The sequence below is a fragment of the Chryseobacterium gambrini genome (assembly GCF_027920505.1).
GTDB lineage: Bacteria > Bacteroidota > Bacteroidia > Flavobacteriales > Weeksellaceae > Chryseobacterium > Chryseobacterium gambrini.
Genome location: NZ_CP115857.1, coordinates 139,451 through 164,194, shown reverse-complemented (window position 1 = coordinate 164,194; position 24,744 = coordinate 139,451). Strand labels below are relative to the sequence as shown.

25 protein-coding genes and 1 tRNA gene are annotated in these 24,744 nt (G+C 34.4%); 4 read left to right on the top strand and 22 right to left on the bottom strand.

Translation table 11 applies throughout. The features are described 5' to 3' along the window. Nucleotides 1-2: 2 nt before the first annotated feature. Both PFY09_RS00730 and PFY09_RS00725 read right to left on the bottom strand, forming a co-directional pair. Entirely contained in the window at nt 3-719 is a 717-nt protein-coding gene (locus tag PFY09_RS00730; protein WP_076396194.1) for an NUDIX hydrolase, read from the bottom strand. Between the two features lie 709 nt (nt 720-1,428). Next, entirely contained in the window at nt 1,429-2,001 is a 573-nt protein-coding gene (locus tag PFY09_RS00725) for a hypothetical protein (protein ID WP_271161060.1), read from the bottom strand. A gap of 134 nt (nt 2,002-2,135) precedes the next feature. On the opposite strand from PFY09_RS00725, the gene PFY09_RS00720 reads away from it, so the two are divergent. Continuing rightward, nucleotides 2,136-2,357: a helix-turn-helix domain-containing protein gene (locus PFY09_RS00720; RefSeq protein ID WP_256038561.1), complete on the top strand. Its 222-nt coding sequence runs from the start codon at nt 2,136-2,138 to the stop codon at nt 2,355-2,357. A 130-nt stretch (nt 2,358-2,487) separates the two neighbouring features. Here PFY09_RS00720 and PFY09_RS00715 read toward each other — a convergent pair whose 3' ends face one another. From PFY09_RS00715 to holA, 10 genes are all read right to left on the bottom strand, one after another. Beyond that, entirely contained in the window at nt 2,488-3,567 is a 1,080-nt protein-coding gene (locus PFY09_RS00715; protein WP_271161059.1) for a hypothetical protein, read from the bottom strand. Then, the gene (locus PFY09_RS00710) at nt 3,548-4,729 is read right to left on the bottom strand and encodes a DNA cytosine methyltransferase (RefSeq protein WP_271161058.1); all 1,182 of its coding nucleotides are present in this window, start codon (nt 4,727-4,729) and stop codon (nt 3,548-3,550) included. The genes PFY09_RS00715 and PFY09_RS00710 overlap by 20 nt, the downstream gene beginning before the upstream one ends. A 144-nt stretch (nt 4,730-4,873) precedes the next feature. Continuing rightward, nucleotides 4,874-5,296, bottom strand: coding sequence for a very short patch repair endonuclease (locus tag PFY09_RS00705; RefSeq protein WP_271161057.1), 423 nt, complete (start codon nt 5,294-5,296; stop codon nt 4,874-4,876). Between the two features lie 208 nt (nt 5,297-5,504). Next, on the bottom strand, nt 5,505-6,023 hold the full coding sequence (locus PFY09_RS00700) for a DUF2911 domain-containing protein (protein ID WP_271161056.1): 519 nt from the start codon (nt 6,021-6,023) through the stop codon (nt 5,505-5,507). Between the two features lie 553 nt (nt 6,024-6,576). Beyond that, nucleotides 6,577-8,268: a sodium:solute symporter gene (locus PFY09_RS00695; RefSeq protein ID WP_271161055.1), complete on the bottom strand. Its 1,692-nt coding sequence runs from the start codon at nt 8,266-8,268 to the stop codon at nt 6,577-6,579. Between the two features lie 100 nt (nt 8,269-8,368). After that, complete coding sequence (locus PFY09_RS00690; RefSeq protein WP_271161054.1) at nt 8,369-10,855, bottom strand: PIG-L family deacetylase; 2,487 nt, start codon at nt 10,853-10,855, stop codon at nt 8,369-8,371. Between the two features lie 532 nt (nt 10,856-11,387). After that, entirely contained in the window at nt 11,388-11,795 is a 408-nt protein-coding gene (locus PFY09_RS00685; RefSeq protein WP_271161053.1) for a fibronectin type III-like domain-contianing protein, read from the bottom strand. Nucleotides 11,796-11,834: 39 nt separating this feature from the next. After that, nucleotides 11,835-11,922, bottom strand: a tRNA-Ser gene (locus tag PFY09_RS00680). A gap of 232 nt (nt 11,923-12,154) precedes the next feature. After that, the gene (gene trxB / locus PFY09_RS00675) at nt 12,155-13,096 is read right to left on the bottom strand and encodes a thioredoxin-disulfide reductase (RefSeq protein WP_076393660.1); all 942 of its coding nucleotides are present in this window, start codon (nt 13,094-13,096) and stop codon (nt 12,155-12,157) included. 184 nt (nt 13,097-13,280) lie between these two features. Further along, nucleotides 13,281-14,318, bottom strand: coding sequence for a DNA polymerase III subunit delta (gene holA, locus PFY09_RS00670; RefSeq protein WP_076393658.1), 1,038 nt, complete (start codon nt 14,316-14,318; stop codon nt 13,281-13,283). A 7-nt stretch (nt 14,319-14,325) separates the two neighbouring features. Here holA and PFY09_RS00665 point away from each other — a divergent pair, with 7 nt between their 5' ends. Then, entirely contained in the window at nt 14,326-14,757 is a 432-nt protein-coding gene (locus tag PFY09_RS00665) for a type I restriction enzyme HsdR N-terminal domain-containing protein (RefSeq protein WP_271161052.1), read from the top strand. Nucleotides 14,758-15,186: 429 nt separating this feature from the next. Continuing rightward, nucleotides 15,187-15,930 carry a dienelactone hydrolase family protein gene (locus tag PFY09_RS00660; RefSeq protein ID WP_271161051.1) on the top strand — a complete coding sequence of 248 codons (744 nt, stop codon included), beginning with the start codon at nt 15,187-15,189 and terminating at the stop codon, nt 15,928-15,930. A 49-nt stretch (nt 15,931-15,979) separates the two neighbouring features. Here the strand turns inward: PFY09_RS00660 and PFY09_RS00655 are convergent, their stop codons facing one another. The 6 genes from PFY09_RS00655 to PFY09_RS00630 all read right to left on the bottom strand — a co-directional run bounded on the left by PFY09_RS00655 (nt 15,980) and on the right by PFY09_RS00630 (nt 21,518). Continuing rightward, entirely contained in the window at nt 15,980-16,210 is a 231-nt protein-coding gene (locus PFY09_RS00655; protein ID WP_116100007.1) for a hypothetical protein, read from the bottom strand. Nucleotides 16,211-16,213: 3 nt separating this feature from the next. Beyond that, nucleotides 16,214-16,573, bottom strand: coding sequence for a cupin domain-containing protein (locus PFY09_RS00650; RefSeq protein ID WP_076393650.1), 360 nt, complete (start codon nt 16,571-16,573; stop codon nt 16,214-16,216). A 542-nt stretch (nt 16,574-17,115) separates the two neighbouring features. Beyond that, a complete protein-coding gene (locus PFY09_RS00645) occupies nt 17,116-17,643 on the bottom strand; it encodes a GNAT family N-acetyltransferase (RefSeq protein WP_271161050.1) in 528 nt (175 codons plus the stop codon). Nucleotides 17,644-17,645: 2 nt separating this feature from the next. Next, nucleotides 17,646-18,251: a DUF2911 domain-containing protein gene (locus tag PFY09_RS00640; protein WP_087706462.1), complete on the bottom strand. Its 606-nt coding sequence runs from the start codon at nt 18,249-18,251 to the stop codon at nt 17,646-17,648. A gap of 216 nt (nt 18,252-18,467) precedes the next feature. Continuing rightward, entirely contained in the window at nt 18,468-20,345 is a 1,878-nt protein-coding gene (locus tag PFY09_RS00635; RefSeq protein WP_271161049.1) for a hypothetical protein, read from the bottom strand. A 21-nt stretch (nt 20,346-20,366) separates the two neighbouring features. Then, complete coding sequence (locus PFY09_RS00630) at nt 20,367-21,518, bottom strand: ABC transporter ATP-binding protein (protein WP_271161048.1); 1,152 nt, start codon at nt 21,516-21,518, stop codon at nt 20,367-20,369. Nucleotides 21,519-21,630: 112 nt separating this feature from the next. Here PFY09_RS00630 and PFY09_RS00625 point away from each other — a divergent pair, with 112 nt between their 5' ends. Next, nucleotides 21,631-22,476, top strand: a complete 846-nt coding sequence (locus tag PFY09_RS00625) for a hypothetical protein (RefSeq protein WP_271161047.1) — start codon at nt 21,631-21,633, stop codon at nt 22,474-22,476. Here the strand turns inward: PFY09_RS00625 and PFY09_RS00620 are convergent. The 4 genes from PFY09_RS00620 to PFY09_RS00605 all read right to left on the bottom strand — a co-directional run bounded on the left by PFY09_RS00620 (nt 22,473) and on the right by PFY09_RS00605 (nt 24,719). Then, nucleotides 22,473-23,015 carry a hypothetical protein gene (locus PFY09_RS00620; RefSeq protein ID WP_271161046.1) on the bottom strand — a complete coding sequence of 181 codons (543 nt, stop codon included), beginning with the start codon at nt 23,013-23,015 and terminating at the stop codon, nt 22,473-22,475. The genes PFY09_RS00625 and PFY09_RS00620 overlap by 4 nt on opposite strands. A gap of 10 nt (nt 23,016-23,025) precedes the next feature. Continuing rightward, the gene (locus PFY09_RS00615; protein WP_271161045.1) at nt 23,026-23,457 is read right to left on the bottom strand and encodes an SRPBCC family protein; all 432 of its coding nucleotides are present in this window, start codon (nt 23,455-23,457) and stop codon (nt 23,026-23,028) included. 12 nt (nt 23,458-23,469) lie between these two features. After that, the gene (locus tag PFY09_RS00610; RefSeq protein ID WP_271161044.1) at nt 23,470-24,090 is read right to left on the bottom strand and encodes a hypothetical protein; all 621 of its coding nucleotides are present in this window, start codon (nt 24,088-24,090) and stop codon (nt 23,470-23,472) included. 140 nt (nt 24,091-24,230) lie between these two features. Further along, nucleotides 24,231-24,719 carry a hypothetical protein gene (locus tag PFY09_RS00605; protein ID WP_271161043.1) on the bottom strand — a complete coding sequence of 163 codons (489 nt, stop codon included), beginning with the start codon at nt 24,717-24,719 and terminating at the stop codon, nt 24,231-24,233. Between the last annotated feature and the right edge of the window lie 25 nt (nt 24,720-24,744).

Genomic DNA, 24,744 nt, shown 5'->3' with positions numbered 1-24,744 from the left:
TATTATTTTATTAGTTTAGTATTGTTTTTCTTGTAAATTTTGGCATCGAATTTATAATATCGGGCTGCGCGGTGTGATACATTTTTTTCAATCTCATCCAATGGAATGATGTAATTGAATGAAGAGATTTTTTTATGAAAGTTCTTAATATCAATTTGTTTTTCACTTAATGCACTGTACAACTGGTAAAGCTGTCTGATGGTGAATTTCTTGGGAAGCAGCTCAAAAATAATAGAGAAATCCACTTCTATCCATTTTCTTACCTCCCCCAAAGATTCATTAATAATCTTATTATGATCAAACGGCAGAGAGGGAACCTCATCTATGGGAAACCAATCTACTGTACTGTATTTTGTACTGTTAATCTTATGATCAATCTTGCACAGAGAAAGATAAGCAACGGTAATAATCCTGTCGATATGCTGTTTGTACTCTGTTCCCATCCATTGGATGTCGTTTTCATTATTGGCTCTCATAGGATCTGCAAAACACTTAAACTGTTTCAGAACCATCTTTTTAATTCCTGTAAGCTCGTGCAGTACTCTTTCTGCAGCGTCATCCACATCTTCATCACTAAAAATAAGACTTCCCGGAAGCTTTATCTGTTTTTCCTGGTCCAGATGTCTTTCTACCAATAAAATATTTAATCTGTTTTCGTGGTCGAAACCAAAAACAACACAATCAACCGAAACATAGGTATGTATAAAATTGGGGCTCATGCAAGTGTTAACATTTATGTAACATGACAAATATAAAAATTCAAATGAATAAAAAAAATAAATTTCACACTAAGACCTAAATATCAGCAATTTACATATCGATTTTTTATGAAAACATTCACATACAAATTATGATAAGGTTATCATTAAAATTACACTTATCAATATTGTAACCGATCAGTTAACAAGTATTTATGATGAAGAATACGGGAAGAAAACAGGTGCTTTTTTCAGAAAAATATTATGATAAGAATTAGAAAAAAATAAATCAAAAAAAAACATAAACAAGTGTAAAAAAAAAACTTTTAAACAAAAAAAACGTTAAAAATTGATATTATTTTTTACCATTTTTGCACGTAAGCCATCGGAAAATTACAAATAACAGAATTTTAGTAGGTTTTTGAAATAAATTCTTCGCAGGAAGAAATCATTAATAAAATGTTTAAAGTCACATTTGTTGAAGTCACAAAAAAACCTTGGAAGTTAACTTCAAGCTATTTTTATTTTATCCTGATTGTAATTGATTATCCCGTTGTTTAAGCTAATTTAAAATTAACCACAAAAGGCACAAATGATGGACTAAACTTGTATGTAAATGTGATTACAAATGAAGTTCATACCAACCTTAAAAATCTCTGATGTTTTATGCTTTTGAGGGTTTAAAATATTCTAATCATTTCATTTTGGCGCGTTGGATTGATGAAAACATTTATGTTGACTGAAGTTCAGCAGTCTGTTGCTGTTCATGCGGAAGTTTTTCCCTGTAATTTTCACGTTCCAGAATAACCCATGCTGCATCCAGCATTTTGTTGAGGTACAAATACGGATCTACGATATTGCGCTCCGGTACATTATTGAAAGTTCCGAGCGAGAAATATACGATTTCCGACAGAAACTCTTCGAATTCCTCGAGACGGTATTTTTTAAAGGCTTTCCGGAAAACTTTTGCCGGATCACAGTATTCTTTTTCTGACAATGAACCCTGCAACATCGGGTTTTTATGTTCCGAAAGTTCATGAACCAACCATTTTCCGTGCTTTTTTCTAAGGGAATATGCTGCGCGAATAAACGACCGTAGCGATTGATAAAAATAAAAGATAACGGAAGGATCTTCCGGAGTCCGTATTTTGCGCTGTGCGGCGTATTGCATGATGAGATTTAGGCGTTCTTTGGCGGTTGCCAAATCATGAAACTGGAAAAATACTTCCATCAGCGAAAGTGCAGAATGTTTCTTCCGACCGCACCAAAAACGGGATTCAAAGTCTATGCTGTTCTTTTTCATACGAAGAAGGTTTTGTGTCTTTATTGTTTTTTGGGGTTGCTTTGATATAATCTGCTTACAAAAGTAATAAAAAATAGCCTCAATTCGGATTTCAATCCGAATTATTTTACAGAATTACGCTTTTATTTGCTTTTGTGGAAACTGCAAATAGAAAGATCGTTGAATTTATAAGGGATAAATGGGTTATTCCTATGAACAATAACAGCCAATTTGCTAATGAAAATAACATTGACGAAAAGACAGTAAGAAGAATTAGGGAAGATGAAAATTATCAGATCAGTTTAATTACCATCATGAGAATTTGTGAAGCCCAAAATATTAAGTTATCTAAATTCTTTGAAATGGCTGGGCTTTAAAAGAAATACATTAAAAATCCTGACGAGAGTTGGGATTTTTTCAACACGATTCTAATGAAAAAGATTTTCAAGCCCATTTTAATAGGCTTGATTAAGTAATTTTTGTAGTGGATCTATTTATATTTTGAATTTAATTTACTAAAACAGGTTCCATAAAACAGTCTAAAAACTCTTCGGTAACCCCTTTCAGTTTCCGCCTTTGACATAAAGCATACAGTTCTTCTACTGCTGAATAAGTAAAATACTTTGTATTAAGATCATGAAATTGTGGTTTATTGGCTTCTTTTATAACTTTATCGCGGTCTTCATCAGGTGCTACAATAACATATCTAGTTGGGAATGGTGGAAAACGATCTTTAAAGTTTTTCATCCTTGTTAAGCCGCTCGTCACTCCTGTTGAATGTTCAACTTCCATTACAGCAGGCATTAATCTGCCATTCTTAAACCAAATACAGTCAATAAGTAATGCAGCTTGAATTGCATCATCATGTGCCATCATTAGCTTTTCGTCCTTTAGCGATGCAATTATACCTTCATATTCTGCTATTCTCTTATTCTGATATAATATTCCTTTATCATTTTGTGCTATCCACGTTCTAAAATCTAATTGTCTTCCAATAAAATAAAGAGCTATTTGAATTTGAGCATGCCTTCTTTTTGCATCAATGTCCATTTGATGTTGCTCAAAATTATCTGGTAAAACTAATGAATCATAAAATACATCAAGCGCAGGAACTTCCGATATAACAATATCAGTATCAATTTTACTTAGTAAACCAATTCGATGCGGCTTATCGGGTCTCCAAATTAAATGTTTATGCCCATGTTTTACTGAAGAATTACCGCCTTTATTTTCAATACGTCCAGGATAGCAAAAATAAAATTCAGGTGTGTGAGCCAATAATGCTTCAAGCACACTTCTAGTATTATAGCTTGCACCTAATACCCTATCAAAATTGATTGGCTGATTTGGGTTAAAAGCATTAGCAACCCTCCAAATTAATTCACTAGAGATACTTTCAATTTTCTGGTCAATTTCGGTTTCACCCAAAGAAGGATTCCACCGTTTAATCCGTATAGGACCTTCAGGTAAATCTACACCTTCTATCTTTATAAGTCCTTTAGTTTTAGGATTAATATAATTATAATTGGTTCTTTTATCAAGTTGATTGATAAATGCAACGATATTACTAGCTGATAATTTCTGCATATTTTAATTCTTGATTTTTCACTTTTTTAATAAATACATTTATGGTTTCTGCTAGTCCTTTAGCCGCTAAATAAGGTACACCATTACCTATGGTCTTGAACATATTTGATAATGAAATATGTTCAGGAATAATAAAGTCTTTTGGTAAAGACTGAATTGCTAATGCTTCTGCCACAGAAAGCCTTCTAGGCTTATATGGATGTAAATGAACTTCATTATTCCCGTATGCTGCAGTTGGGGAATACCTCCATCGGTGTAATCTTTTATATGATTTTTTAAGATCATCCCCTTCTTGAATAGATTGAAATTTAGATAATCCAGCCCTTGGTTGAAAATAATGTTTAGAATTAGGATGATTTTCCACATCATTTTTATCAAACCAATATTGAACTGTTAATTTTTTTTCAATTCCACGAGGAATTAACTTCACTTCCTCTTCAAAATACGGTTCTTGTGCTGGCCAATTTTTCAGCCTGATCTCATTAGAATTATATCGTGTTTTAGAATTCCAATCAAATGACTTTAATATGGGAGAACCATTTAATTCCATTCCCATTCCTCTCAAAGCTTCTCTCTTAAAGCCTAACAAAATAATTCTTTCTCTATCTTGAGGAGCACCATAATCTAGTGCATTTATAAGTTTTTCAGTTAAATAATATCCATTGGCAATCAATTTGAGCTTCATTTCATCAAAAAAAGATCTATGTTTCTTTGTTCTATATAAACCTTTTACATTTTCAAAAAGGAAAAAGTCTGGATTATTCCTTATAATTAGCTCAATATATGTTCCTGATAATTTTCCGTTTTCACCTTCTGCACCTTTATTTTTACCTCCAACAGAAAAATCAGGACAAGGAGGACCTCCAATAAATCCTATTAGATCATAGCTCTTTTTTGCCTCAATCATATTTTCTGCTAATGCTTTGCCATGTTCTTCATTAAGAAAGACACAAATGTCTTCCGTATTATGTCCAAAAACAGGTTCTTTGATTTTCAATGCTTTTCTAGAAGATTTATAAATATCCATGAATGGTTTATGATACTCATTTACAAAAAGAGTTTCAAATCCAGAGGTTGTTTCAAAACCTAAATCAAGAAAACCAGCACCAGCAAAAAAGGAAAAAATCCCAATCTTTGTATTCAATTTTTTATTTTCTGACATAAGGCAAATTTACAATTAAATAAATTCTTGAATAAATTTTCCAGTATTATTTATATCTATTAAATACTTAACATTTATATGTAGGAAGTTAATCAAAAAAAATAATCATAGCAAATTCAATTACGAAACCTAATATAAATTTCATTAAAATTTTTCAATAAAATTTTTAATTATTGAAATGCAAGTGCTAATATCTTTTTTTACTTGATGATCCCAGAATCGCAATACAGTATATCCTGCTTTTTGTAATGCTATATTGTTTTCATTATCCCGTTCAATATTTCTTTCGATTTTATTTAACCAATATTCTTTGTTAGATTTTATTTTTATCTTCTTCTCATCCCATTTATATCCGTGCCAGAAACTACCATCCACAAAAATAGCAAGTTTAAATTTATTTATAACAATATCAGGCTTTCCTGGAAGTTTTGCTAGATTAAGTCGGTAACGGATTCCCTCTGACCATAAGGCTTTTCTAAGCAATATTTCTGGTTGCGTGTTTTTACTACGTATTTTAGACATATTTTTTGAACGCTCAGCAGTAGTATTAAAATTAAATTTAGTCATTCTTAAATAGGTTTAAAAAATTTATGCAAAATCCATGTCAAAATAATATTCAGACATTCTATATGTTACAACTATAAAAGAATAAATTAACCTAAAAAAAGATGAATCCTAATAATATCAATTGAATTTACTATAATCATTTCTGATACATTACCAAACTTACAACAAAAAAATCCCAGACAACCGGGATTTCAAATTTCCAACAAACTTACTTAATCTCCATAGGAACCGAGATTTGATCCCAATCCATCGAGAATCCGTTCTTATTTATTTTGTAAACCAGAGTTTCCTGTTTTTCAGGCAGCGCTTTTGTTTTTACGTCTACACGCAAAGCATCTTTTGCCTGTTCGTATTTGTAGGCGCCCCACTGTTTTGCCTCCTTGTTGAAGATGGCAGTCCATGTTCCGCTTTCTTTAGGAATTAAGAAAAAGCTGTACTTTCCGGCAGGAAGTTTTTTACCCTGAACGGTAATATCTTTATCCGTTTCAAAAGTGGTGGCTTCATTGGCTCCCGCACGCCAAACCTGATCATACGGTTCCAAACCTCCCCAAATGGTGCGCCCTTTAACAGAAGGACTGCTGTAAGCAATCGTAATATTGGCATCCTTAATCTTTCCGGTTGCCGTAGCAGGAGGACTCGCAGGTTTTTTGGTGTCCTGTGCAAAAGCGTTCACCGAAAGCGTCATGGCAGCCACAAGAACGGTAGCCGATTTAAAAATTGTTTTCATAATACTATTATTTGTCTGTTTATTTTTATGATTAAAATTGTTTCAACTTAATAAAAAACTTGTCTACACTTTTTTACCGCAAAATATTTTAACACTTTAGTTGTTTAAGCTCACTACTTAAATGGGCAAAAAAGAGCATATAAGTTGAAAAAAATCAAAGATTTTCTCTCTTTGCAGACTTTTGAAATACTTTACATAAATCCAATAAAGTCTTTTGTCTCTTTTGCGGTTAAATTTAAAATTAGTTTAAACAAACTTAACGATAACAATCAAGACGCAAAGATTTTATCTGCAATAAAATTAAGCATCCATCCTTATTGAAAATCTTCGATTTTCTTGCGCCTTAAAGATTTGAGACGAATAAAAATCTTGCGTCTTTTGCGTTTTCCAACAAGTGTTCTAAAGAAAATTCTAACATTAAGCATTTAAGCTAGTTAAAATGATCTTAAAGGAAATCAATACATTGATTTTTATTAAGTTTTTTAAGCCAAAGAGACTTAACTTCTTAATGGTAAAAATAAATTATACATTTAAATACGCTCTTATTATCCGCTTACGAAGTTAATGCTTTCGGCTTATAAAACACCAACCCGATTGCAGAAAATACAATCACCGCTGCTGCACCGATCACATTAAGCCAAAGAAAGGAAACAATATCGAACTGATAAACGGCAATCACGGCAATTTCAGATAAAATAGCTGCAATAAATACATTCGCCCCGTTGATTTTTTTAAAGTAAAAAGCCACAAGGAAAATCCCCAATATCGGTCCGTAGAAAAGGGAACCCAATACATTCACCGCTTCAATAAGAGAACCCATTTGCGTGGCAAACATCGCTACTCCGATGGAGAAAATTCCCCACGCTAATGTGTGAAGTCGGCTGTATTTCAGTTCGGTTTCGTCATCCGGAATTTCTTTTTTAAAGATCAGATGAACATCTTTTAAGGAACAGGCAGCAAGAGAATTCAGCGCAGCCGAAATAGAACCCCAACTGGCAAGGAAAATAACGGCAAACAGCAACCCGATCATTCCAACAGGTAACGTATTTTTCACGAAATACAGGAAAATATAATTCGTATCGGTTTTCTCTGCATTAAAGTTTGACTGATTGATGGCTTCTTCTACCCTTCCGTGAAGTGCTTTTACCTGAGACTGCGTATTTTTAAAATCCTGAATTTTTGTTTCAAGCTGTGAAGAATTGTTTTGTTTTAACTGTAAAATTTCCTTCGATTCTGCATTAAATTTTGTCTGCAAATCCCGATGTTCTTTTTCAAAAACCGCTGCCTGTTCGGGTTTCGTTTCCTTTAAATGCTGATAAGAACGTTCGTTAAAATAAATCGGAGCCGGTTTCAGAGAAAAGAAAGCAAAAAGCATGGCTCCAATTAAAAGAATTGCAAACTGCATCGGAATTTTAACCAATCCGTTCAGCAACAAGCCCATTTTTGCATTGGTATTGTCTTTCGCCGTAATATATCTCCCAACCTGACTTTGGTCTGTCCCGAAGTAAGACAATGCCAGAAAAAAACCACCAATTAATCCGCTCCAGATATTGTATTTGTCTTTCCAGTCGAATTCTGTGGTAATGACATTCAGCTTTCCTGATTTTCCCGCCAGATAAAGCGCATCTTTAAAACCGATTCCATTCGGCATATTATCAATAAGTAAATACCCTGCAAAAGCCATGGTTCCCAGAATAATGAGAAACTGTAGTTTTTGGGTATGCGCGATCGCTTTTGCACCGCCAACATAGGTGTAAATTAACAGAATTCCGCCTGTTAAAACATTCGTCAGATAAATATTCCAGTTCAACACACTGGATAAGATGATACTCGGCGCATAAATGCTGATTCCTGTTGACAAACCTCTCGAAAAAAGAAAAAGCAGTGAAGTAAGAACCCTTGTCTTTTTATCAAAACGGTTTTCTAAATATTCGTAAGCCGTGTAAACATTCAATCGCTGAAAAATCGGGATAAACGTAATACAGATCACAATCATCGCCAAAGGCAGCCCAAAGTAATACTGTACAAAACGCATCCCATCTGTATACGCCTGACCCGGCGCCGAAAGAAATGTAATGGCACTTGCCTGAGTCGCCATAATTCCGATCAGCACAATGTACCATGGCATTTTATTGTCTGCTTTCAGGTAAGATTCGTTGCTTTTCTGTCCACGCCCGATCAATACGCCGTACACAACCACTGCAACCAATGTACAAATAAGAACTGTCCAATCTATCGTACTCATGCCCAGAATTTAGTAAACCAATAATAAAATGCGATCTGTAATACCAAAGCGAGCGCCAGTAATATGTACCATGTACTCCAATTTTTAAGTGGCTTATTCATCAGTTTTTCTGTGCAGATAAAAAGTTTAAAAATAAACGTGCCGCACCTACATTTCCCGCAGGCAGCTGCCTGAAAAATGCCAGCGGTGTATAAATAAAGTTTCCTTTTCCGTATGGGGCATATAAAGTAGATCCCTGCAAAGGCTCTTCACCGGTGTCATGCATTTCAAAAAGCGGTTCATATGCTGCATCCCACTGATCCGGAAAATACGCGCCGCGTTCCTGTACCCAACCTTTAAAATCATCTGCCGTAATTCTGTTCGGAAAGTTCAGTAATTTATGATTCGGATTTAAAAACGTAACCGCCGCATTTTCTTCGGTAACCCGTTTGTTGGCAATACGAAAATTGTATATTCCCAATTGATCGACGGTTGTATCCTGACTGGTGTTGTACTGCATCACCAGATTTCCTCCGGCTTTTACATAAGACCATAAAAAAGGCATCCAGCGACCGAGCTTTTTCTCTGTGTTATTGGCACGAATCCCCAATATGATGGCATCATACTGCGAAAGTTTGTTTTGGCTGCCGTTTCCGCTGTAAAAATCTTCGTCTTTCACAACATCAACCTGAATCCCCGCAATTCTCAAAAATTCAGGGATAAAATCTCCCGCACCTTCTATATATCCTACTTTTTTAACCTTTGTCTGAATGTCACCTTTCATTACAGTTACCGTTGCAGGTGCAAAATATTGCAGGGAAGGTAAATGCGGATATTGAATTAATACTTGTTTTTTATTGTAAGTGACTCCATCTGCAACAAAATTAGCATCCAATTGTAAACGGGATGCATTTATTTTGCTGAGTTTATTTTTGGGAATTACATAATCGATAGTTGTTTCTTTTCCATTGAATGAATTTACATCTGCACCACCTAAACTTTCTCCGTTGTACATCAGATTAATTTTTCCATTGCTGAACGGTTTATCTGAATTAACTTTAACATTCAGACTCAAATGCAAATCTTCATTTTCTTTGACTATATACAGCGGCTGCGTAAATTTCAGTTCCAGAGCAGGAACAATGCGCAAAGATTCTACCACATCACCTCTTACCGGATCTAATTTTTTGAACGATAAAGGAAGCTTAATCTGAAACTTTTCCGAGCCGATTTTTAAATCCACCCAAACATTCAGTGGAGATTCTGCTTCCGGCAAACCGATTAACGTATCATTCGGAACTGAAAAAGTTGCCGCATTCACAGGCGGTTTTGTCAACCAGTAAGGTTCTGTAAGTGCTGCATCTGATGGAATCTGAATATCATGCTGAATGGTAATTAAAGAGTCTTTTGAAAGGTTTCTGTTGAAACTTTCTGATTGATTTAGCCATTTTACATTTTCTAAAACAACAAGATTTACAGCTCTTGAAATAATATTTAATTTGAATTGATAATGATTTCCGGCAACCGCTTCAGCCTGATTGGTCACTACTTCCCCCATAAATCCGGCGCAGCTTAAAATAATCTGGTCAAGAGATTTAATTTTATCCTTTTTCAGCTCTGCATCTTTCAGCGCCATAATCTTTTTTCGTAAAGCAAGCAAAGCAGGTAAGCTGAGATCCGGATTGTTGAAATTAAAATTTGAAATAATCTGATCCAGTGATTGGTCAATATCAGCATTTCCCTGTGAAGTCCATGTTTTAACGATTCCGTCAAAAATTGTCGATTTTGCAGGTTCGCCGAGAACATGGGAAAAATATTCAGTTTTTATCCCAGCTACAGATTGTGTTCCCGCACCCTGACTTTTATGTAAACTTCTGCTGAGTCCTGCCAGTTCACCATAACCCATTCCGAGTTGCGCATCATATTGCCCAACGGTAATTTTCAGTTGATTTTCAGCGGTCGTATTCACTGCACCAAACCGGAATATGTTCCACAATACACGTTTTGGCTGCCATACATTGACATACTTTAGCTGATCCGGAAAAGCAGTCTTATCACCTGCCAGTTTAAAAGCTTTTTCGGCAACTACAGCGGAAGCCGCGTGTTGTCCGTGTCCTGCCGCAGAAGTAGGAGGAAATCGGCAAATAATGACATCCGGACGGAATGTACGGATTACCCAGACAACGTCTGCTGTAATGCTGTCTGCATTCCATTGTTTAAAAGTATCGGTGGTATTTTTAGAAAACCCGAAATCAATCGCACGGGTAAAAAACTGTCGAGCGCCGTCTAATTTTCTTGCCTCCAAAAGCTCATGCGTTCTGATTAATCCCAGTGCTGCACCTTGCTCTGTCCCCAATAAATTCTGCCCTCCATCGCCTCTGGTTAAAGACAAATAGCCTGTTTCTACATTTTGATCATTAACCAGCCATGAAAGTAATCCTGTATTTTCATCATCGGGATGAGCGGCAAGGTATAACACTTTTGGCAGGTTTTTAAGGGTTTTGAGTTCGCGGTAAATCTCAGATGATTTTGACGGCCGAAGCTGCTGAGCCGGACAAAAGGCCGTATAAAAGACAAGGATAAAAACAATGATTACTTTTCTGAACATTTGAATTTGCTTTGCAAAGCAAATATAAGTAAATCGTTTTTGGTTTTGAGGCTAAAGATATTTTGCTGTCATTTTTGTATGAAAATAAAAAAATCGAAGCGGAATCTACCAACTTCGATTTTTTTATATTGTTTAAACTTTTTATTTAACCACAAAAGATGACTAAACTTTATTTAAAGCTTATTATTATAAATGAAAAAGGTCACAATAGTTTTTAAAGCCTTTGATTTTTATTCTTTTGAGCGCTTTGATTATTATAGAAATTCGCTTTAACATTGTCTTTTGTGCCTTTTGTGGTTAATTCTGAAATAGTTTTATGAATGTCCCTTTATTTGCCTAATGAGTGTTTTTTTGAAAAATTGAAAAGTTTTATAAATTTTAAAATCACAAAAATCAACAAGTTACACTTTGATGAAGTTCTCAATTTCATCTCAAAAGTGGTTTAAATATTGGTTTAGGTCATTAAGCGGACATTCAATAATAGTTTAAATAAGTTTATGCTTAAAAAAGGAATCTTTTTTTACAAAACTTTTTACTCCAGACCAAATTCATCCGAAATCACACTCTCCGAGTTTCCGCCTACCATTACTTTAAATGCTCCTTCTTCTACAATAAAGTTTCCGGAATTATCATAAAAACCGAGTTCTTTTTCAGTTAAATTAAAGGAGATCTTTTTACTTTCGCCGGATTTCAGTTCTACGATCTGGAAGCCTTTTAATTCTTTTACAGGTCTGGCTACGGGAGCAAATTCGTCCTGAATATACAACTGAGCCCAAACTTTTTGCTTAGTCCCCAGGTTTTGGCAATGATCAGTAAAAGACAGAACTTTCTTTCTATTCAGATTAACTAAACTTTTTGCATAGCCCCCAACTTTTGCGCTTGATCCACCTTTTTTGATTTTTTTTGATACCTGCGCTAAAACAAAAAACGCTGTAAACATTAATGTTTACAGCGTTTTAGCTTATTTTGGTTTCCTAACTGGCGGAGAGTGAGGGATTCGAACCCCCGGACCTGTTACAGTCAACAGTTTTCAAGACTGCCGCAATCGACCACTCTGCCAACTCTCCAGAAACTCCGATTATATCGTTGTTTTCAGTGGTGCAAATATAGAACGTTTTTGAATTATGACAAAATATTTTAAAATAAATTTTAACAAAAATTAATAATGAACTAAAAATCAGATGAATTATTTTTAAATAACCTTACAATTAGGGCTGTGTAAAAATATTTGCCTGTATTGTTAACAAAAAAAACGCATCCCGAAAGATGCGTTTCATATTTTAATATCTAATCTGAAGATTAATGCAATTCTGCAAGATACTTCTCTGCATCCATGGCTGCCATACAACCGCTTCCCGCCGCTGTAATCGCCTGTCTGTAGATGTGATCCTGAACATCTCCCGCTGCAAAAACTCCCGGAAGATTTGTTCTTGAAGAACCTTTTTCTGTTACAATATATCCGTTCTCATCCAGATCAATCTGTCCCACGAAAATATCTGTATTCGGTTTGTGACCTATGGCAATAAAGATTCCATGAACATCAATTGTAGATTTTTCCTGAGTCTGATTATTGATGACCACTGCTCTTTCTACAAGGTTATTTTCTCCTTCAATTCCAATTAACTCGTGGTGGAATTTCACTTCAATATTGGGCGTATTATTCACTCTGTGAACCATTGCTTTGGAAGCTCTGAATTCATCTTTTCTTACCAGCATTGTTACTTTGTTCACCAGCTTTGCAAGATAAGTCGCTTCTTCCGCTGCGGTATCTCCTGCTCCTACCACCACAACATCTTTTCCTCTGTAGAAAAATCCGTCACATGTAGCACACGCGGAAACTCCTCCTCCGTTATATTTTTTTTCGTCATCAAGACCTAAATATTTCGCAGTAGCTCCGGTAGAAATAATCACAGTTCTGGCAAAAATTTCTTTATTTCCTGCGTACAGTTTATGAACTCCTCCTACTTCTTTTGAAAATTCAACTTTAGTAATCATTTCATAATGTACTTTTGTTTCGAATCTTTCAGCCTGCTTCTGCAAATCCATCATCATTTCAGGACCTGTAATTCCGTTCGGATATCCCGGAAAGTTGTCGACTTCAGTAGTTGTAGTCAATTGTCCGCCCGGCTCCAGACCTGTGTACAGTTCAGGTTTTAAGTCTGCTCTTGCTGCATAAATTGCCGCTGTGAAACCAGAAGGTCCAGATCCAACGATCACACAATCTAAAATGTTTTGCTCCATATTCTGCTTTTCAAAAAAATTTAAAATTTCCGAGTGCTAATTTCGGAATTTTTACTGTTTATTTAAAGTTATTTTAATGATAGTTGTCAATATCTAATATGTTGAATTTCGATAGTAGCTGTTAGACATTGGTTGTCCGTTGATGGTAAAATTAAGGTCAATCAACAAACAACAATTATCAAAATCATACTTTCATTTTAATTTTATCGACATTTATAATTTTGTAAACCAATTCTTTAATCAGTTCGGCTTCGCTCATATTTACTGCGCCCAATCCTTTTCCTTTCATATCGAATTCTCTTAAAATTGAAATGACTCTGGTTGCATGTTTTAAAGGATATAATCTTGCCGACTCTGCATAATCTTTTATAAAATAAGGATTTACACCCATTTGTGCGGCAATTGTCTGAGGCGGCTGACCAATCATGGTGTTGTAAATAATGACATTGGAAAAGTAATTGTATAAACTTGCCAACATCATGACAAAGGGATTGTTTTTAGGGTTTTTGCCCATAAAATGTGCAATTTTAAATGCTGCGTTGGCGTTTTTTGTTCCTAAAGCTTTCTGTAATTCAAAAACATTGTATTCTTTGCTGATCCCGATGTGGTTTTCGATGATGGTTCCGTCTAAAATTTCACCTTCTTTCAGGATAATTTTCAGTTTATTCAGCTCATTGGCAATTCTTGAAAGGTCGTTTCCTAAATATTCCGCTAAAAGATGTGAGATATTCGGAGCTGTTTTTATTTTTAGTGCGGCACATTCGTCTGCAATCCATTTGGGAAGATTATTTTCGCGGATTGATTCGCTTAAAAATAATGCTTTTGCTTTTTCTAAAGATTTGGTGACTTTCTTTCGGCTGTCTAATTTTTTGTGTTTGTGCGCAAAAACCAGAACGGTGGACGGAACAGGATTCTGAACGTACATTTCCAAAGCATTGCTTTCGCTTTCAGCGAGTCTTAAATCCTGTGCTTCTTTTACAATGATTACCTGTTTGTCTCCCATCATGGGAAACTGTCTCGCCAAAGAGAGAACTTCCTGATAAGTGGTATCTTTGCCATAGACTACGGTTTGGTTGAATGCTTTTTCATCTTCCGTCAGAAAGTCGTGCTCAAGTGCTTTTACAGCAAGATCTATAAAATAGGGTTCTTCTCCGTGAAAAAAATAAATCGGTAAAACTTCTTTATTTTTAATATTTTTGAGGATTAAATCTAATTCTTTCATCTTATAAATGGAACTTCCAAAACTGAATTTTCAGGAAACTTTTGATTTTAAATTCAAGAAAGACAAAGATAAGTTTTTTATTTATGATTTGGTTCGTAAAACTTACCTTTTGCTGACTCCTGAAGAGTGGGTACGGCAACACTGGATCCATTATTATCTTACGGTACAGTCCTACTCTGCTTCTGCACTAATTACTGAAAAAAAGATTGTTTTAAACGGTTTAACGAAGAGGGTTGATCTTTTAATTACTGAAAAAGCACAGCCTAAAATTTTAATTGAATGCAAAGCTCCGCAAATTAAATTAACCGAAAAGACTTTTGAGCAGACTGCAAGATATAATTCTGTGATCGGAGCGAAAGAGATTGTTCTGACGAATGGTTTGCAACATATTCATGCGTATTATGAGAATGAGCAGTATCATTTTTATAAGCCGGAGTGAAAGTGAGATTGAGACTGAGGCTTAGATTGATTGAGGTTAAATTGGTTGTGAAAAATTAAATGATATTATATTTTTATTGGTTCTGAGTTATTTTTAGTAATTTAAACTCTGGATTTATTTTCAATAATTAAAAATACGATGATTGGTCAATATGAAAGGATCCGGACAGGAAAATCTTAACTTTTGGGATAAATAACTGAAGTTCAAAATTTTTATTGATTAAATCTTAATAAGAATTGGTTGAATTTGGCAAAAGTATTGATGGTATTGTTGCAGTATTGATAAAGCAGACCGATATTTAGCCCCGATTGAGCGGCGTGTCTGAGCTCTTTTCTGTATTTCGGCGGTGGCTCCGCCACCGCCGAAATACAGAAAAAGCGAGTAGCGAAAGCGGGAAACAGCTCCTAAAAAAAAATTAAATTACAAAATATGATACGTTCACTTTTATTGTCTTCGTTTTTAATGACTTCGGTGACTTTTTTTAGTCAGAATCTGAAACCTGTCGCTTATCAGGACGGCGCGCAGAAACTTAATGGATTGGTAACTTCTAATGCGGGGAAAAAACTTCCCGGAGTTCTGATTCTTCCTGCGTGGAAAGGAATTGATGATGAAGCGAAAACAGCGGCTGCCGAACTTGAAAAACAAGGCTACGTTGCTTTTATTGCAGATATTTATGGGGAGGGAAATATTCCTACGAATATGGATACGGCTGCGAAAAATTCGGGATATTACAAAAAAAATTATGAAGCGTACCAGAAAAGGATTTCGCTTGCGCTGGAAGAACTGAAAAAAAACGGTGCAATTCCTGAAAAAATTGCGGTTATCGGCTATTGTTTCGGAGGAACCGGAGCTTTGGAATCAGCGAGGGGAAATCTTCCTGTGGTGGGCGTTGTTTCTATCCACGGAAGCATCGGAAAAGATCAGGCAAGAAAAAACGGACCGATCTCGACAAAAATTCTGGTGGAAAATCCTGCCGATGACAGAGGGGTAAGTCCGGAAGATTACAATAATCTGGTGAAGGAAATGAATGATGGAAATGCGGACTGGCAAATCATCACGTATGCACATTCCAAACATACTTTTACCGATCCGAAATCGCCGGATTACAACGAAGTGATGGCAAAAAGAGCGTGGAATCACACGCTGATGTTTTTGAAAGAACTTCTGAAATAATATTATAATTTCCATAAAAAACGACCTCCAATTTTAGAGGTCGTTTTCTTTATAGTTCGCTTGTCGTGTTACAGTCAGAACACCAGAAATATTCGGTTTCTTTATCTTTAAGTTTTGTTTTTGTTTTCTTTCCACAATTTTCGCAGATGCATTCCTCACTTTCGTTTTCCTTTGCTTCATAATCACAATTGAAACAGCTCCAAACCGTTACATGAGACTTTCCGTTGATAAACCACGTAAAGGAATTTTCTTTACATTTAGGACAAATTTGTAGCGCCATACTTTATTCTTCTCTGTTTACAAGATCCATAGAAAAAGCAGGAAGGCAGATCGCAACGTATTCACATTCTTCGGAAAATGGGTTGCTGTACCTAACTCTTGCACCTTTTTCAATTAAAATACTTTGTCCTTTTTCTAAGACAACAATTTCGCCGTCAATTTCAAATTGTTTTTTTCCTGAAATAATTAAGGTGAATTCATCAAATTCGGGAGTCTGATGCGGCTCGCTCCAGTTGGGCGGTGCAACCATGTGTGCAATGGAAATATTGGAATTTCCTGTGGAATTTCCCCAGTGTTCTTCGATTAGTTTTCCGTCTGTGGTAGGAACAACGAATGGCGATTGCTGAATTTTATATTTCTTCATTTTATTTATTTTTTTATTTTTTTGAACAATAAGTAAACAAAGTTTTTTACTAGTGATCGCTTTTTAGTTTCACAAAGCCGTTTCACTTATAAAAACTCACGCAGATCAATAAGATCTGAATTGTTAAACTATAAATTTGTTTAAACTTAATAGCTATAACCATCGCAAAGATTTTATCTGCGATAAAATTAAGCATCAATCCTTATGAAAATCTTTGATTTTCTTGCGCCTTAAAGATTTGAGATTGATAAAAATCTTGCGTCTTTGCATTTTCCAACAAGAATATTTTTATTAAAAAAATTTAAACAAACTCCATATGTGAAATCAAACTTGTTTAAACTTTTTTACCGCAAAAGAAGCAAAAAATTTAAACACTTTAGTTTCTTAAGTTTAGTTTAATAGTTAAATAGAAAAAAAGTGCACCTAAGTTTTAAAAATCTTTGATTTTTATTCTTTTGAGCGCTTTGATTATTATGGAAATTCACTTTAACATTATCTTTTGTCCCTTTTGCGGTTTATTCTGAAATTAGCTTAAACAAGTTTTAAAAATGGTTCTCCTTTTTAATTTCGTATACAAAGTTAGTTCTCGTCGGTTCTCCGAAATACGCGACTTCCTGCTCTGCGATTTTCTTTCCGCCCAGTCTTTCCAAAGCAATCTGGGAACGGTAATTTTCTTTCCCGATATGAAAATGAACGGTATCTACAAACTGAAAAATGTAATCGAGCATTAATTTTTTAATCTGCGGATTGATTCCTTTCCCCCACGATTTTGTTCCGTAAAATGTGTAGCCGATAAAAATACGGCTTGTCTCTTCATCATAATCATAAAAACGACTGCTTCCTAAAACTGCTCTTGTTTCTTTCTCAATAATTTTAAAGGCGCCTTTGCTTTCTATTGCTCCTCTGAAAAAATTTTCGAAAACTTCTCTTTTGTAGCGGTGTTTATTGGGATGCTGCTCCCAGACTTTAGGATCGGAAGCCACTTCATATAAAGCCTCAAAATCCCCTTGTTGCAAGGGGATTAACTGATATTTTTCGTTTTCTAAAACAGTCTGAATAGAAAAGTTCATGTTTAGCCTTTTGTTTTTGCCGCGTCAGATTCTATCTTTTTGATTTCCTTCAACTTGTCTGCAATTTTACTTACGGCTTCCGGACTTGAAGGTTTTAAAGCGACTTCCGCCTGAGACATATCCCACTTTAACACAAGGTTGGCTGAGTTTTCGCCGGTAGGATTCAGAGTAATTTCGAACCATTCCTGCTTATCTGCTAATTTATTAACCGGAACGGTAACGTCTACAACGTCCTGTTTTGCATCATATGTATAGGCTCCCCATTGCTGGAAATCTTTGTTTAAAATTACTTTCCATTCTTTTTCTGTCGGAACGATGAATAATCCGTATGTTCCGGCAGGAACAATTTTTCCGCCGAAGTTCACAGACTGTCCGAAGGTAATTTTAGTGGATGAGTTGGCTCCCGCTCTCCAAACCTGTCCGTAAGGAACAAGTTCTCCGAAAATTTTACGTCCTTTCACACCCGGTCTTCCGTAATCGATCGTGATTTTAGACATTGAAAACTGCTGCTCTACTTTCTGGCGCGGACTTGCTGCCGGTACAGAATAATCCTGCGCAAAACTGAAAACTGAAGCTGATATACAAATCGCAAATAATAACTTTTTCACTTTTTTAAATTTTGCCTAAAATTACGAAATTGAATATAAAAATCATTTTCTGCCATGATAAAATTTGTTAAAAAAGCTTTTTCAACTCTTTGCTTAAATAGGCTTTTTATTGTTTCAACCGGTTTTAAATTTAACCATAAAAGAAACTAAAGATATTTTATAGAGCTATTTTCAGAATAATCAAAAGTTTAGATAAGTTTCAATCGTTAATGAAAATTAATTCGGCATTGCTTTCCATTTATGCAGAACGGAAGTATACAGATACATAAAGATGAATCCGCAGGCTAAAATAATATAGCTGAGATTGAATCCTAATGTTTTGATAATTGTCGGACAGTCATAAGACATGATATTGATCTGTTCACAGCTTTCTTCCTGATGGATATTAATGATAAAAAAGATCAGCAATACAAAAAGTACAAAACCATTCAAAGAGATATTGATAAGGATTGAAGCGATAAGTTTTTTAAGGCTTTTCATCATCACAATCGGAAGGAGTAAAATAGCCAGTCCTATGAAAAAAACAAAATAGGAAACAAAAAATTCAATTCCATTTCTTCCGCTCGAAGCAGAAAATAACACTGTTACCAGAACAACTGCCAAAAATAAAACGCCTGTACTAATCACACTGAAAAGAAGAGATTTAAGCCCTGTTATTCTGAAGCTGAAAATAATGGTAGCAAGGAAAAATGCGATCCAGATATAAATATGAATATTTTCTGAAAAGAAATCTGTAGATTTTATAAGATCCACATTATTCAGAAGATTCTGAAGGTTGTCTGAATAATAATAGTAATCGGTCGTGTTATTCTTAAAATATTCCGCCGGAGAAAGCTGATTATCAATATCCGGATTAAAGTCTCTGATCTGAACGGAATCATTTACCACTTCACCGTCAACCACTGCAGCCGCAGAATCTGTAACAGTTTTAGTGTATACATAATTTCCGTCTTCGTCCATTGGCGCATTATTTACATCATATTCTTCATCCGGAAGAGGTTTGTATTTTTTAATAAAATACCTTACGTTGAAATCATTGGGATGATAGATCATTTTCACCCAGCTTTTTGAATCTAGGTTATTCTTGATTCCGAATTTCTTCGAAATATCAAGAAAACTTTTCAGCAGCTTTTCAATTTCAGCAGGATTTTTTTTGTTCAGCAGATCCGTTGTAAATCTGTTGATTTCGAATCTCTTCTTTTTATAAGATTCTTTAATCGTCTGATTATATCCGTCATAAGGTTCTTCACCGGAATATTGCATCCTCAAATAATCCTTTCCTGAATAATCATCACTATAAAATACATCAGAAAAATTATAATACGTTAAATCCGTGGTATTGATGTAAGGTGACATATCCACTACATCTTTCTTGAAATAGTATGTTTTAGAACCTTTTTTATTTTCTTCATACGCCAGATTCTTTTCGGTTTCACCTGATGGGAAAAGGAAATCTCCGTATTTATCTTTTTTATAAACGGTTTTTGAATATAAGTTATAGAACTGATAAACTCTGTTATAGTACACAAAATATTTCTGATTCCGGTCTATTTTATTGATGTCGGTCTCGCAATACAGATCGTAAAACTTTGGAAAAGTTCTGTTATCCAAAGTATAATGCTCAAGATCCTGAGAAAGAAAAGCATTGGCTTTATTAATAACATTAATATTTTCAGTCATTTCCTGATCGGGATATTTGTTTTTGATAAACAATTTAAAACCCGTCATATAAGAAAAATAAAAAGTAGTACCTGCAAAAATAATAATGAAGTACTGAACAAACTGCAGGAACAATTTCCCTTTTGAAGAAGGATAAAAGTTTTTGAATGCGTTATTTTTAAACATCATAATCAGCCATCCCACCATCATGAGAACGGAAATAATGAGGTGGATAAAAATCATCCCTTCACGGAAATAATCATCTTTTACATTTATTTTCTGTAAAGAGACCGGATCTGCGTGAGAAATATAGCCTATGATAAAAAAGAAAACATGAAGAACTGCGCTCGCCAAGAGCATCCATACAATTCTGGTATTCCATACCGTTGGATATTTTTCGAGCAGATATTGGTTAAATTGATTTATTTTTTGCATTTTTTGTTGAATTTGAGAAAATTAGCTTACGAAAAACCTTCTGGTTGAGGAAGAAATATTACGGATGTACACCACATTCATTCTGGCATTTCCGAGCGCGGACATCACGGTATGGAACTCTGTATCTGTTGAAAAATGAGCAACATACACTCCTCCGTTGAAATTCAGTTTTTCAAGAGGGAAACCTTCAAATGCTTTTAATAAATCTTCTCTGGAATTTGTGGTATCAATTTCGATAATCAGTCCGTCGTTTTCTTCATTTACCAACTCAGAATTATCTTTGTACTGTCCGTTTTTCAGGAAAATAACTTTGTCTGATATTTTCTCTACTTCGTAAAGCTGCTGTGAACTCAAAATCAATGCAATAGGATTGTTAACCGAATTTGCAATCGATTTTAAATCTTCCAGAATAACCTGCTGCGCCAAAACATCCAGATTGGCAAGAGGTTCATCCAGTAATAAAATTTCCGGTTTTCTTAGCAGTGTTCTGGCTAATTCAAAACGCATTTTGTAGCCGGAAGAAAGCTCACTCCACTTCAGATGTTTGTAATTCCAAAGTCCGAGACGGGCAATCATCATTAAAGTTCGTGTTTCGTTTTCTTCCGGTTTCACGCCGTAATTTGCCAATACAAATTTCAGGTTGTCCTTTAAACTTCCGTACCATTTTGCAGTTCTCTGCGGAATGTAAACAAGTTTTGTACGGAGATCGTATTCATTTTTAGGCTCTTCATTGAAAGAATAATTCAGCTCTCCTTCATTGTGGGAAATTTCTTTTGCCAGAATTCTGAGTAAAGTTGTTTTTCCGTTTCCGTTTTCGCCTACCAAACCGTAAACCTGTCCTTTATTCATTTCCACAGAAACAGGACCCAGCGAAAAGCGGTTGCTTCCGTAGGATTTTAAAATATTTCTGGCTCTCAGTACAGATTTTTCCAGCGATTGTTCTTTTACCGGAATTTTTTCTATTTTCTGAAGAAGATTTTTTGATTTTTCGATGAGTTCCTCCGTGTACGAAGGAAACTGTTCTTTCCAGTCAGTTAATGCGACTGCTTCTTTGTAGATCTCCATATTCTGAGTATCCATCGCACAGTCCAGTAATTTTCTAAATCCTAAAACAGTATCTTTATTGTCGAAAAAATGATAGACTTCGGCTACTCTTTTCTGATGTTTCGTCATTTGGTTTCAGAGTTATTAATTTTCAGGTTTTAAAGATATAAAATTTCTTTTCTCCTCAATTCTTTTGGCTCAAATAAAAACTAATTTTATTTTTATGTAAAATTAGAATCAGATGTTCAAAATAATTTCATCGCTTTTATTATTATCTTTTTTATCAACCATTCAGGCTCAGGAAATCATTCCGTTCAGAATTACAAAGCATAACAACATCATTGTTAAAACTTTAGTAAATGACAAAGATTCTCTGGATCTGATGTTTCAGATTGCTATGGAAGATGCGTCCATTTCTCCGGACCGGAAAAGAAATGCAGATCATATTATTTTTAAAGATGAAATAAGCGACGGAAATACGATAAAAATCGGCAAAAAGAAATATGAAAATATTAGATTTTTCGATAATGAACTGACCGGTCATGAAGCAGACGGAAAAATCGGAACTGGGATTTTTAAAGGAAAAATTTTTAAGATCGATTACGATAACAGCAGATTTGTAGTATATGATAAAATGCCGGATTTAAATGGATATCAGTCAGTTCCATTACTTTTAAAAAATGAACAGCTTTTTATTCCTGCGAACAGTATCATTGAAAAGCAAAATGTAGAAGCCTATTTTCTCCTTCAATCCGGGTATTCCGGTGGGATTCTTTACAGCAATGAATTTACAGATGGCAAAGAACTCGACAAAAAGTTAAAAGTAACCGGCGAAAAAACATTGAAAAACTCAGCCGGACAAAGCGTTATCACCAAAAACGGAATTTTGCCTGTTCTGAAAGTGGGAAATTTTGTTTTAAAGGATGTTTCGGCAGGATTTTTCGCAGGCGAGCTTAAAATTCAGAAATCCAGCTATTTCGGAGCAGATTTATTGAGGAGGTTCAACTGGATTTTTGATGCGGAAAGGAATAAAGTTTATTTTAAACCTAGTAAATATTTTAAGAAAGCTTATTATAAAATGAATTAATATTTCAATTTAGAATCTATCACTATATAATTTTTAAATTGAAAACTCACATCCTGTCTCATTAAACGTGGTAAATTTACTTTTTTACGCACATAATCACTTTCATTTGGAATTCCCACGAATTTTCCTGTTTCATAAGCCAAAACAATGAAAGTTTTCCCTACGTAATCTTTCTGCATTTTCTTTATATCATCTAAAGAAAAGTCATGTTCAGCTTCTATTTTATAAAGTTTTTTATACAAACTAAAATCTTCCGTTGGAAATTCGCCGGAATCATCAATAAATTCCATTATAAAGGGCTTATCGACAGGAATATCATTAACTTCTATAATATTAATGAGATAACGTCCTTCCATAGCTTTCAATTTAAGATCTGTTCCGTCTACGATTTCTACTTTTAATTTTACTAAAGTTCCAAACGGATAATCGAGATTTTCTTTGATAACAGATGATGAATTGCTGATGTGGTTTTGTCCGAAATACACATTAGAAATCAAAACAGAAATAAAAAATAGAGCTGATAAAAAATACTTTTTCACAATCTTAAATTTATTGATTCAAATCTTTCTCCAACTTTTCCAAATATTGTGACCATGCACCGGAACAACCGCCAAAACATTCAAATTGCGGGATCAAGCCTTCATGCGTGAAAACAATTTTTGTTTTATCGGCTTCTTTGAAAATCTCAAAACAAATTTTTGTTCCGGTCCATTCGTCCATTTTGTTTACGAATGTGAGTTTGCTTTCGATCACTTCCCAAACAATTTTCTCGTAAGGACTTACTTCTATAAGTCGTTGCACGGTGTGATGAACTCCATCTCCGGCATCAAAAATAAATTCATCATTCCTATTTTCAGATTTTCCGGTAATGATTTCATTATGCAGACCAATCCACCAGTCTCGGGGATTGATTAAAGTACTGAAGATTTCTTCTGTGGATTTTAAAGTGGTGAAGGTGTAAGAGAAATTTTGTGTTGACATCGTTTTGTGTTTTTATGAATTTTCAAAATCATATATTTTTCTCAAAGTAGTTTTATCTGCAATCGCATTAAAAGCTATGTTTCCGTTAAATTCATGATAACCAAAAATATAGCTGTTTGATTTATCAATAACTTTAATTCCGTTAAATTTTTCTATTTTTTCAGGATTTTGCAATTCGGAAAAACCAAATGTAGTGATAAAATCACTCAATTTTTCGGCTTTTATGGAGACTGATTTTGCAAAGGGTTCTGATAGATATTTTTTATTAAAATCCACATCAACAGATAAAGTCTGAGGAAAATGACCGCCTGTTTCGGTATAAAAGAATTTGAGCTTTCCACATTTTTTACATTTCCACAAATCGGCGCCGTTCATCGGATAAGAGCCTAAAAAAATTTCTGAATCATCTGAAGATTTAAATTGCAGATAGCTTAAATATCCAAATTTACCGTCATAGACCTCAAAAATCTTTTCATAATCTATTAAAATATTGTGCTTACATTGAACATCTTTTATCGGATATTCAGCAAAAAATTCATTAATATTTTCCAAAACAAGTGAATCGGAAGCTTTATCTAAATTTTTATTTTCACTGCTATTCTTTAAAATTGACGTTATTAATTTTTTAAACATACCATTTTGTGATTATAGAAAATGATTAGCGAACTACCTAATTTTTTTGATGAAATTTGAACTAAAAATTGAAAAAAAAGTTTTTACATATATATATATCACAAAGTTTTCAAAATTCAGACATCACATTAGTCTTTTCCTCATATACTTTTGCGTAATGTAATATTACCTTTTTTGAGTTCTACTTGTTTATAGCTAAAATGATCAATGTAACCAAAATACCATTCTTTGTTTTCATAAACAAATGTCATAGGCTGTGGCAGAAGAGGTCTGTAATGATTTCCAACCTGAGGATATTTATAACTTACACCGATAAGCAATTCATCTCCATCTTCGGGATTGTAGTCAAAATCAAATTCAGCATTATTATTCAGAGCTTCCATAACAAATTCAGCGGTAAGGTCTTGATCAAGTTTTTCTGAAGGTCTAATAATCTGCCCCATAATTCTACGCTTTTCTTCAAATGTTAATTTCCGGACAGTTTTTTCTAATTTCCAATAATAAATCTGCTTATTATATTCTTCTTTATTGTCAAATATTTTAAACGATTCTATTTCTAAGTTTAGAATACTCTTTAATTCTTGTTCGTTACAGGTACAAAAAGTTATATATTTTTTATTCTCACACATAGTATTAGATTATGCTATAAAAATC

Bases quoted from the DNA above. Each gene is read 5' to 3' on its own strand.
- PFY09_RS00605 (WP_271161043.1), bottom strand. From the start codon at position 24,719: ATGTGTGAGAATAAAAAATATATAACTTTTTGTACCTGTAACGAACAA.
- PFY09_RS00655 (WP_116100007.1), bottom strand. From the start codon at position 16,210: ATGGCGCTACAAATTTGTCCTAAATGTAAAGAAAATTCCTTTACGTGG.
- PFY09_RS00665 (WP_271161052.1), top strand. From the start codon at position 14,326: ATGGAACTTCCAAAACTGAATTTTCAGGAAACTTTTGATTTTAAATTC.
- PFY09_RS00690 (WP_271161054.1), bottom strand. From the start codon at position 10,855: ATGTTCAGAAAAGTAATCATTGTTTTTATCCTTGTCTTTTATACGGCC.
- PFY09_RS00725 (WP_271161060.1), bottom strand. From the start codon at position 2,001: ATGAAAAAGAACAGCATAGACTTTGAATCCCGTTTTTGGTGCGGTCGG.
- PFY09_RS00705 (WP_271161057.1), bottom strand. From the start codon at position 5,296: ATGACTAAATTTAATTTTAATACTACTGCTGAGCGTTCAAAAAATATG.
- PFY09_RS00615 (WP_271161045.1), bottom strand. From the start codon at position 23,457: ATGTCAACACAAAATTTCTCTTACACCTTCACCACTTTAAAATCCACA.
- PFY09_RS00685 (WP_271161053.1), bottom strand. From the start codon at position 11,795: ATGTTTACAGCGTTTTTTGTTTTAGCGCAGGTATCAAAAAAAATCAAA.
- PFY09_RS00635 (WP_271161049.1), bottom strand. From the start codon at position 20,345: ATGCAAAAAATAAATCAATTTAACCAATATCTGCTCGAAAAATATCCA.
- PFY09_RS00730 (WP_076396194.1), bottom strand. From the start codon at position 719: ATGAGCCCCAATTTTATACATACCTATGTTTCGGTTGATTGTGTTGTT.
- PFY09_RS00650 (WP_076393650.1), bottom strand. From the start codon at position 16,573: ATGAAGAAATATAAAATTCAGCAATCGCCATTCGTTGTTCCTACCACA.
- PFY09_RS00610 (WP_271161044.1), bottom strand. From the start codon at position 24,090: ATGTTTAAAAAATTAATAACGTCAATTTTAAAGAATAGCAGTGAAAAT.
- PFY09_RS00700 (WP_271161056.1), bottom strand. From the start codon at position 6,023: ATGAAAACAATTTTTAAATCGGCTACCGTTCTTGTGGCTGCCATGACG.
- PFY09_RS00625 (WP_271161047.1), top strand. From the start codon at position 21,631: ATGTTCAAAATAATTTCATCGCTTTTATTATTATCTTTTTTATCAACC.
- PFY09_RS00660 (WP_271161051.1), top strand. From the start codon at position 15,187: ATGATACGTTCACTTTTATTGTCTTCGTTTTTAATGACTTCGGTGACT.
- PFY09_RS00710 (WP_271161058.1), bottom strand. From the start codon at position 4,729: ATGTCAGAAAATAAAAAATTGAATACAAAGATTGGGATTTTTTCCTTT.
- trxB (WP_076393660.1), bottom strand. From the start codon at position 13,096: ATGGAGCAAAACATTTTAGATTGTGTGATCGTTGGATCTGGACCTTCT.
- PFY09_RS00695 (WP_271161055.1), bottom strand. From the start codon at position 8,268: ATGAGTACGATAGATTGGACAGTTCTTATTTGTACATTGGTTGCAGTG.
- PFY09_RS00645 (WP_271161050.1), bottom strand. From the start codon at position 17,643: ATGAACTTTTCTATTCAGACTGTTTTAGAAAACGAAAAATATCAGTTA.
- PFY09_RS00630 (WP_271161048.1), bottom strand. From the start codon at position 21,518: ATGACGAAACATCAGAAAAGAGTAGCCGAAGTCTATCATTTTTTCGAC.
- PFY09_RS00715 (WP_271161059.1), bottom strand. From the start codon at position 3,567: ATGCAGAAATTATCAGCTAGTAATATCGTTGCATTTATCAATCAACTT.
- holA (WP_076393658.1), bottom strand. From the start codon at position 14,318: ATGAAAGAATTAGATTTAATCCTCAAAAATATTAAAAATAAAGAAGTT.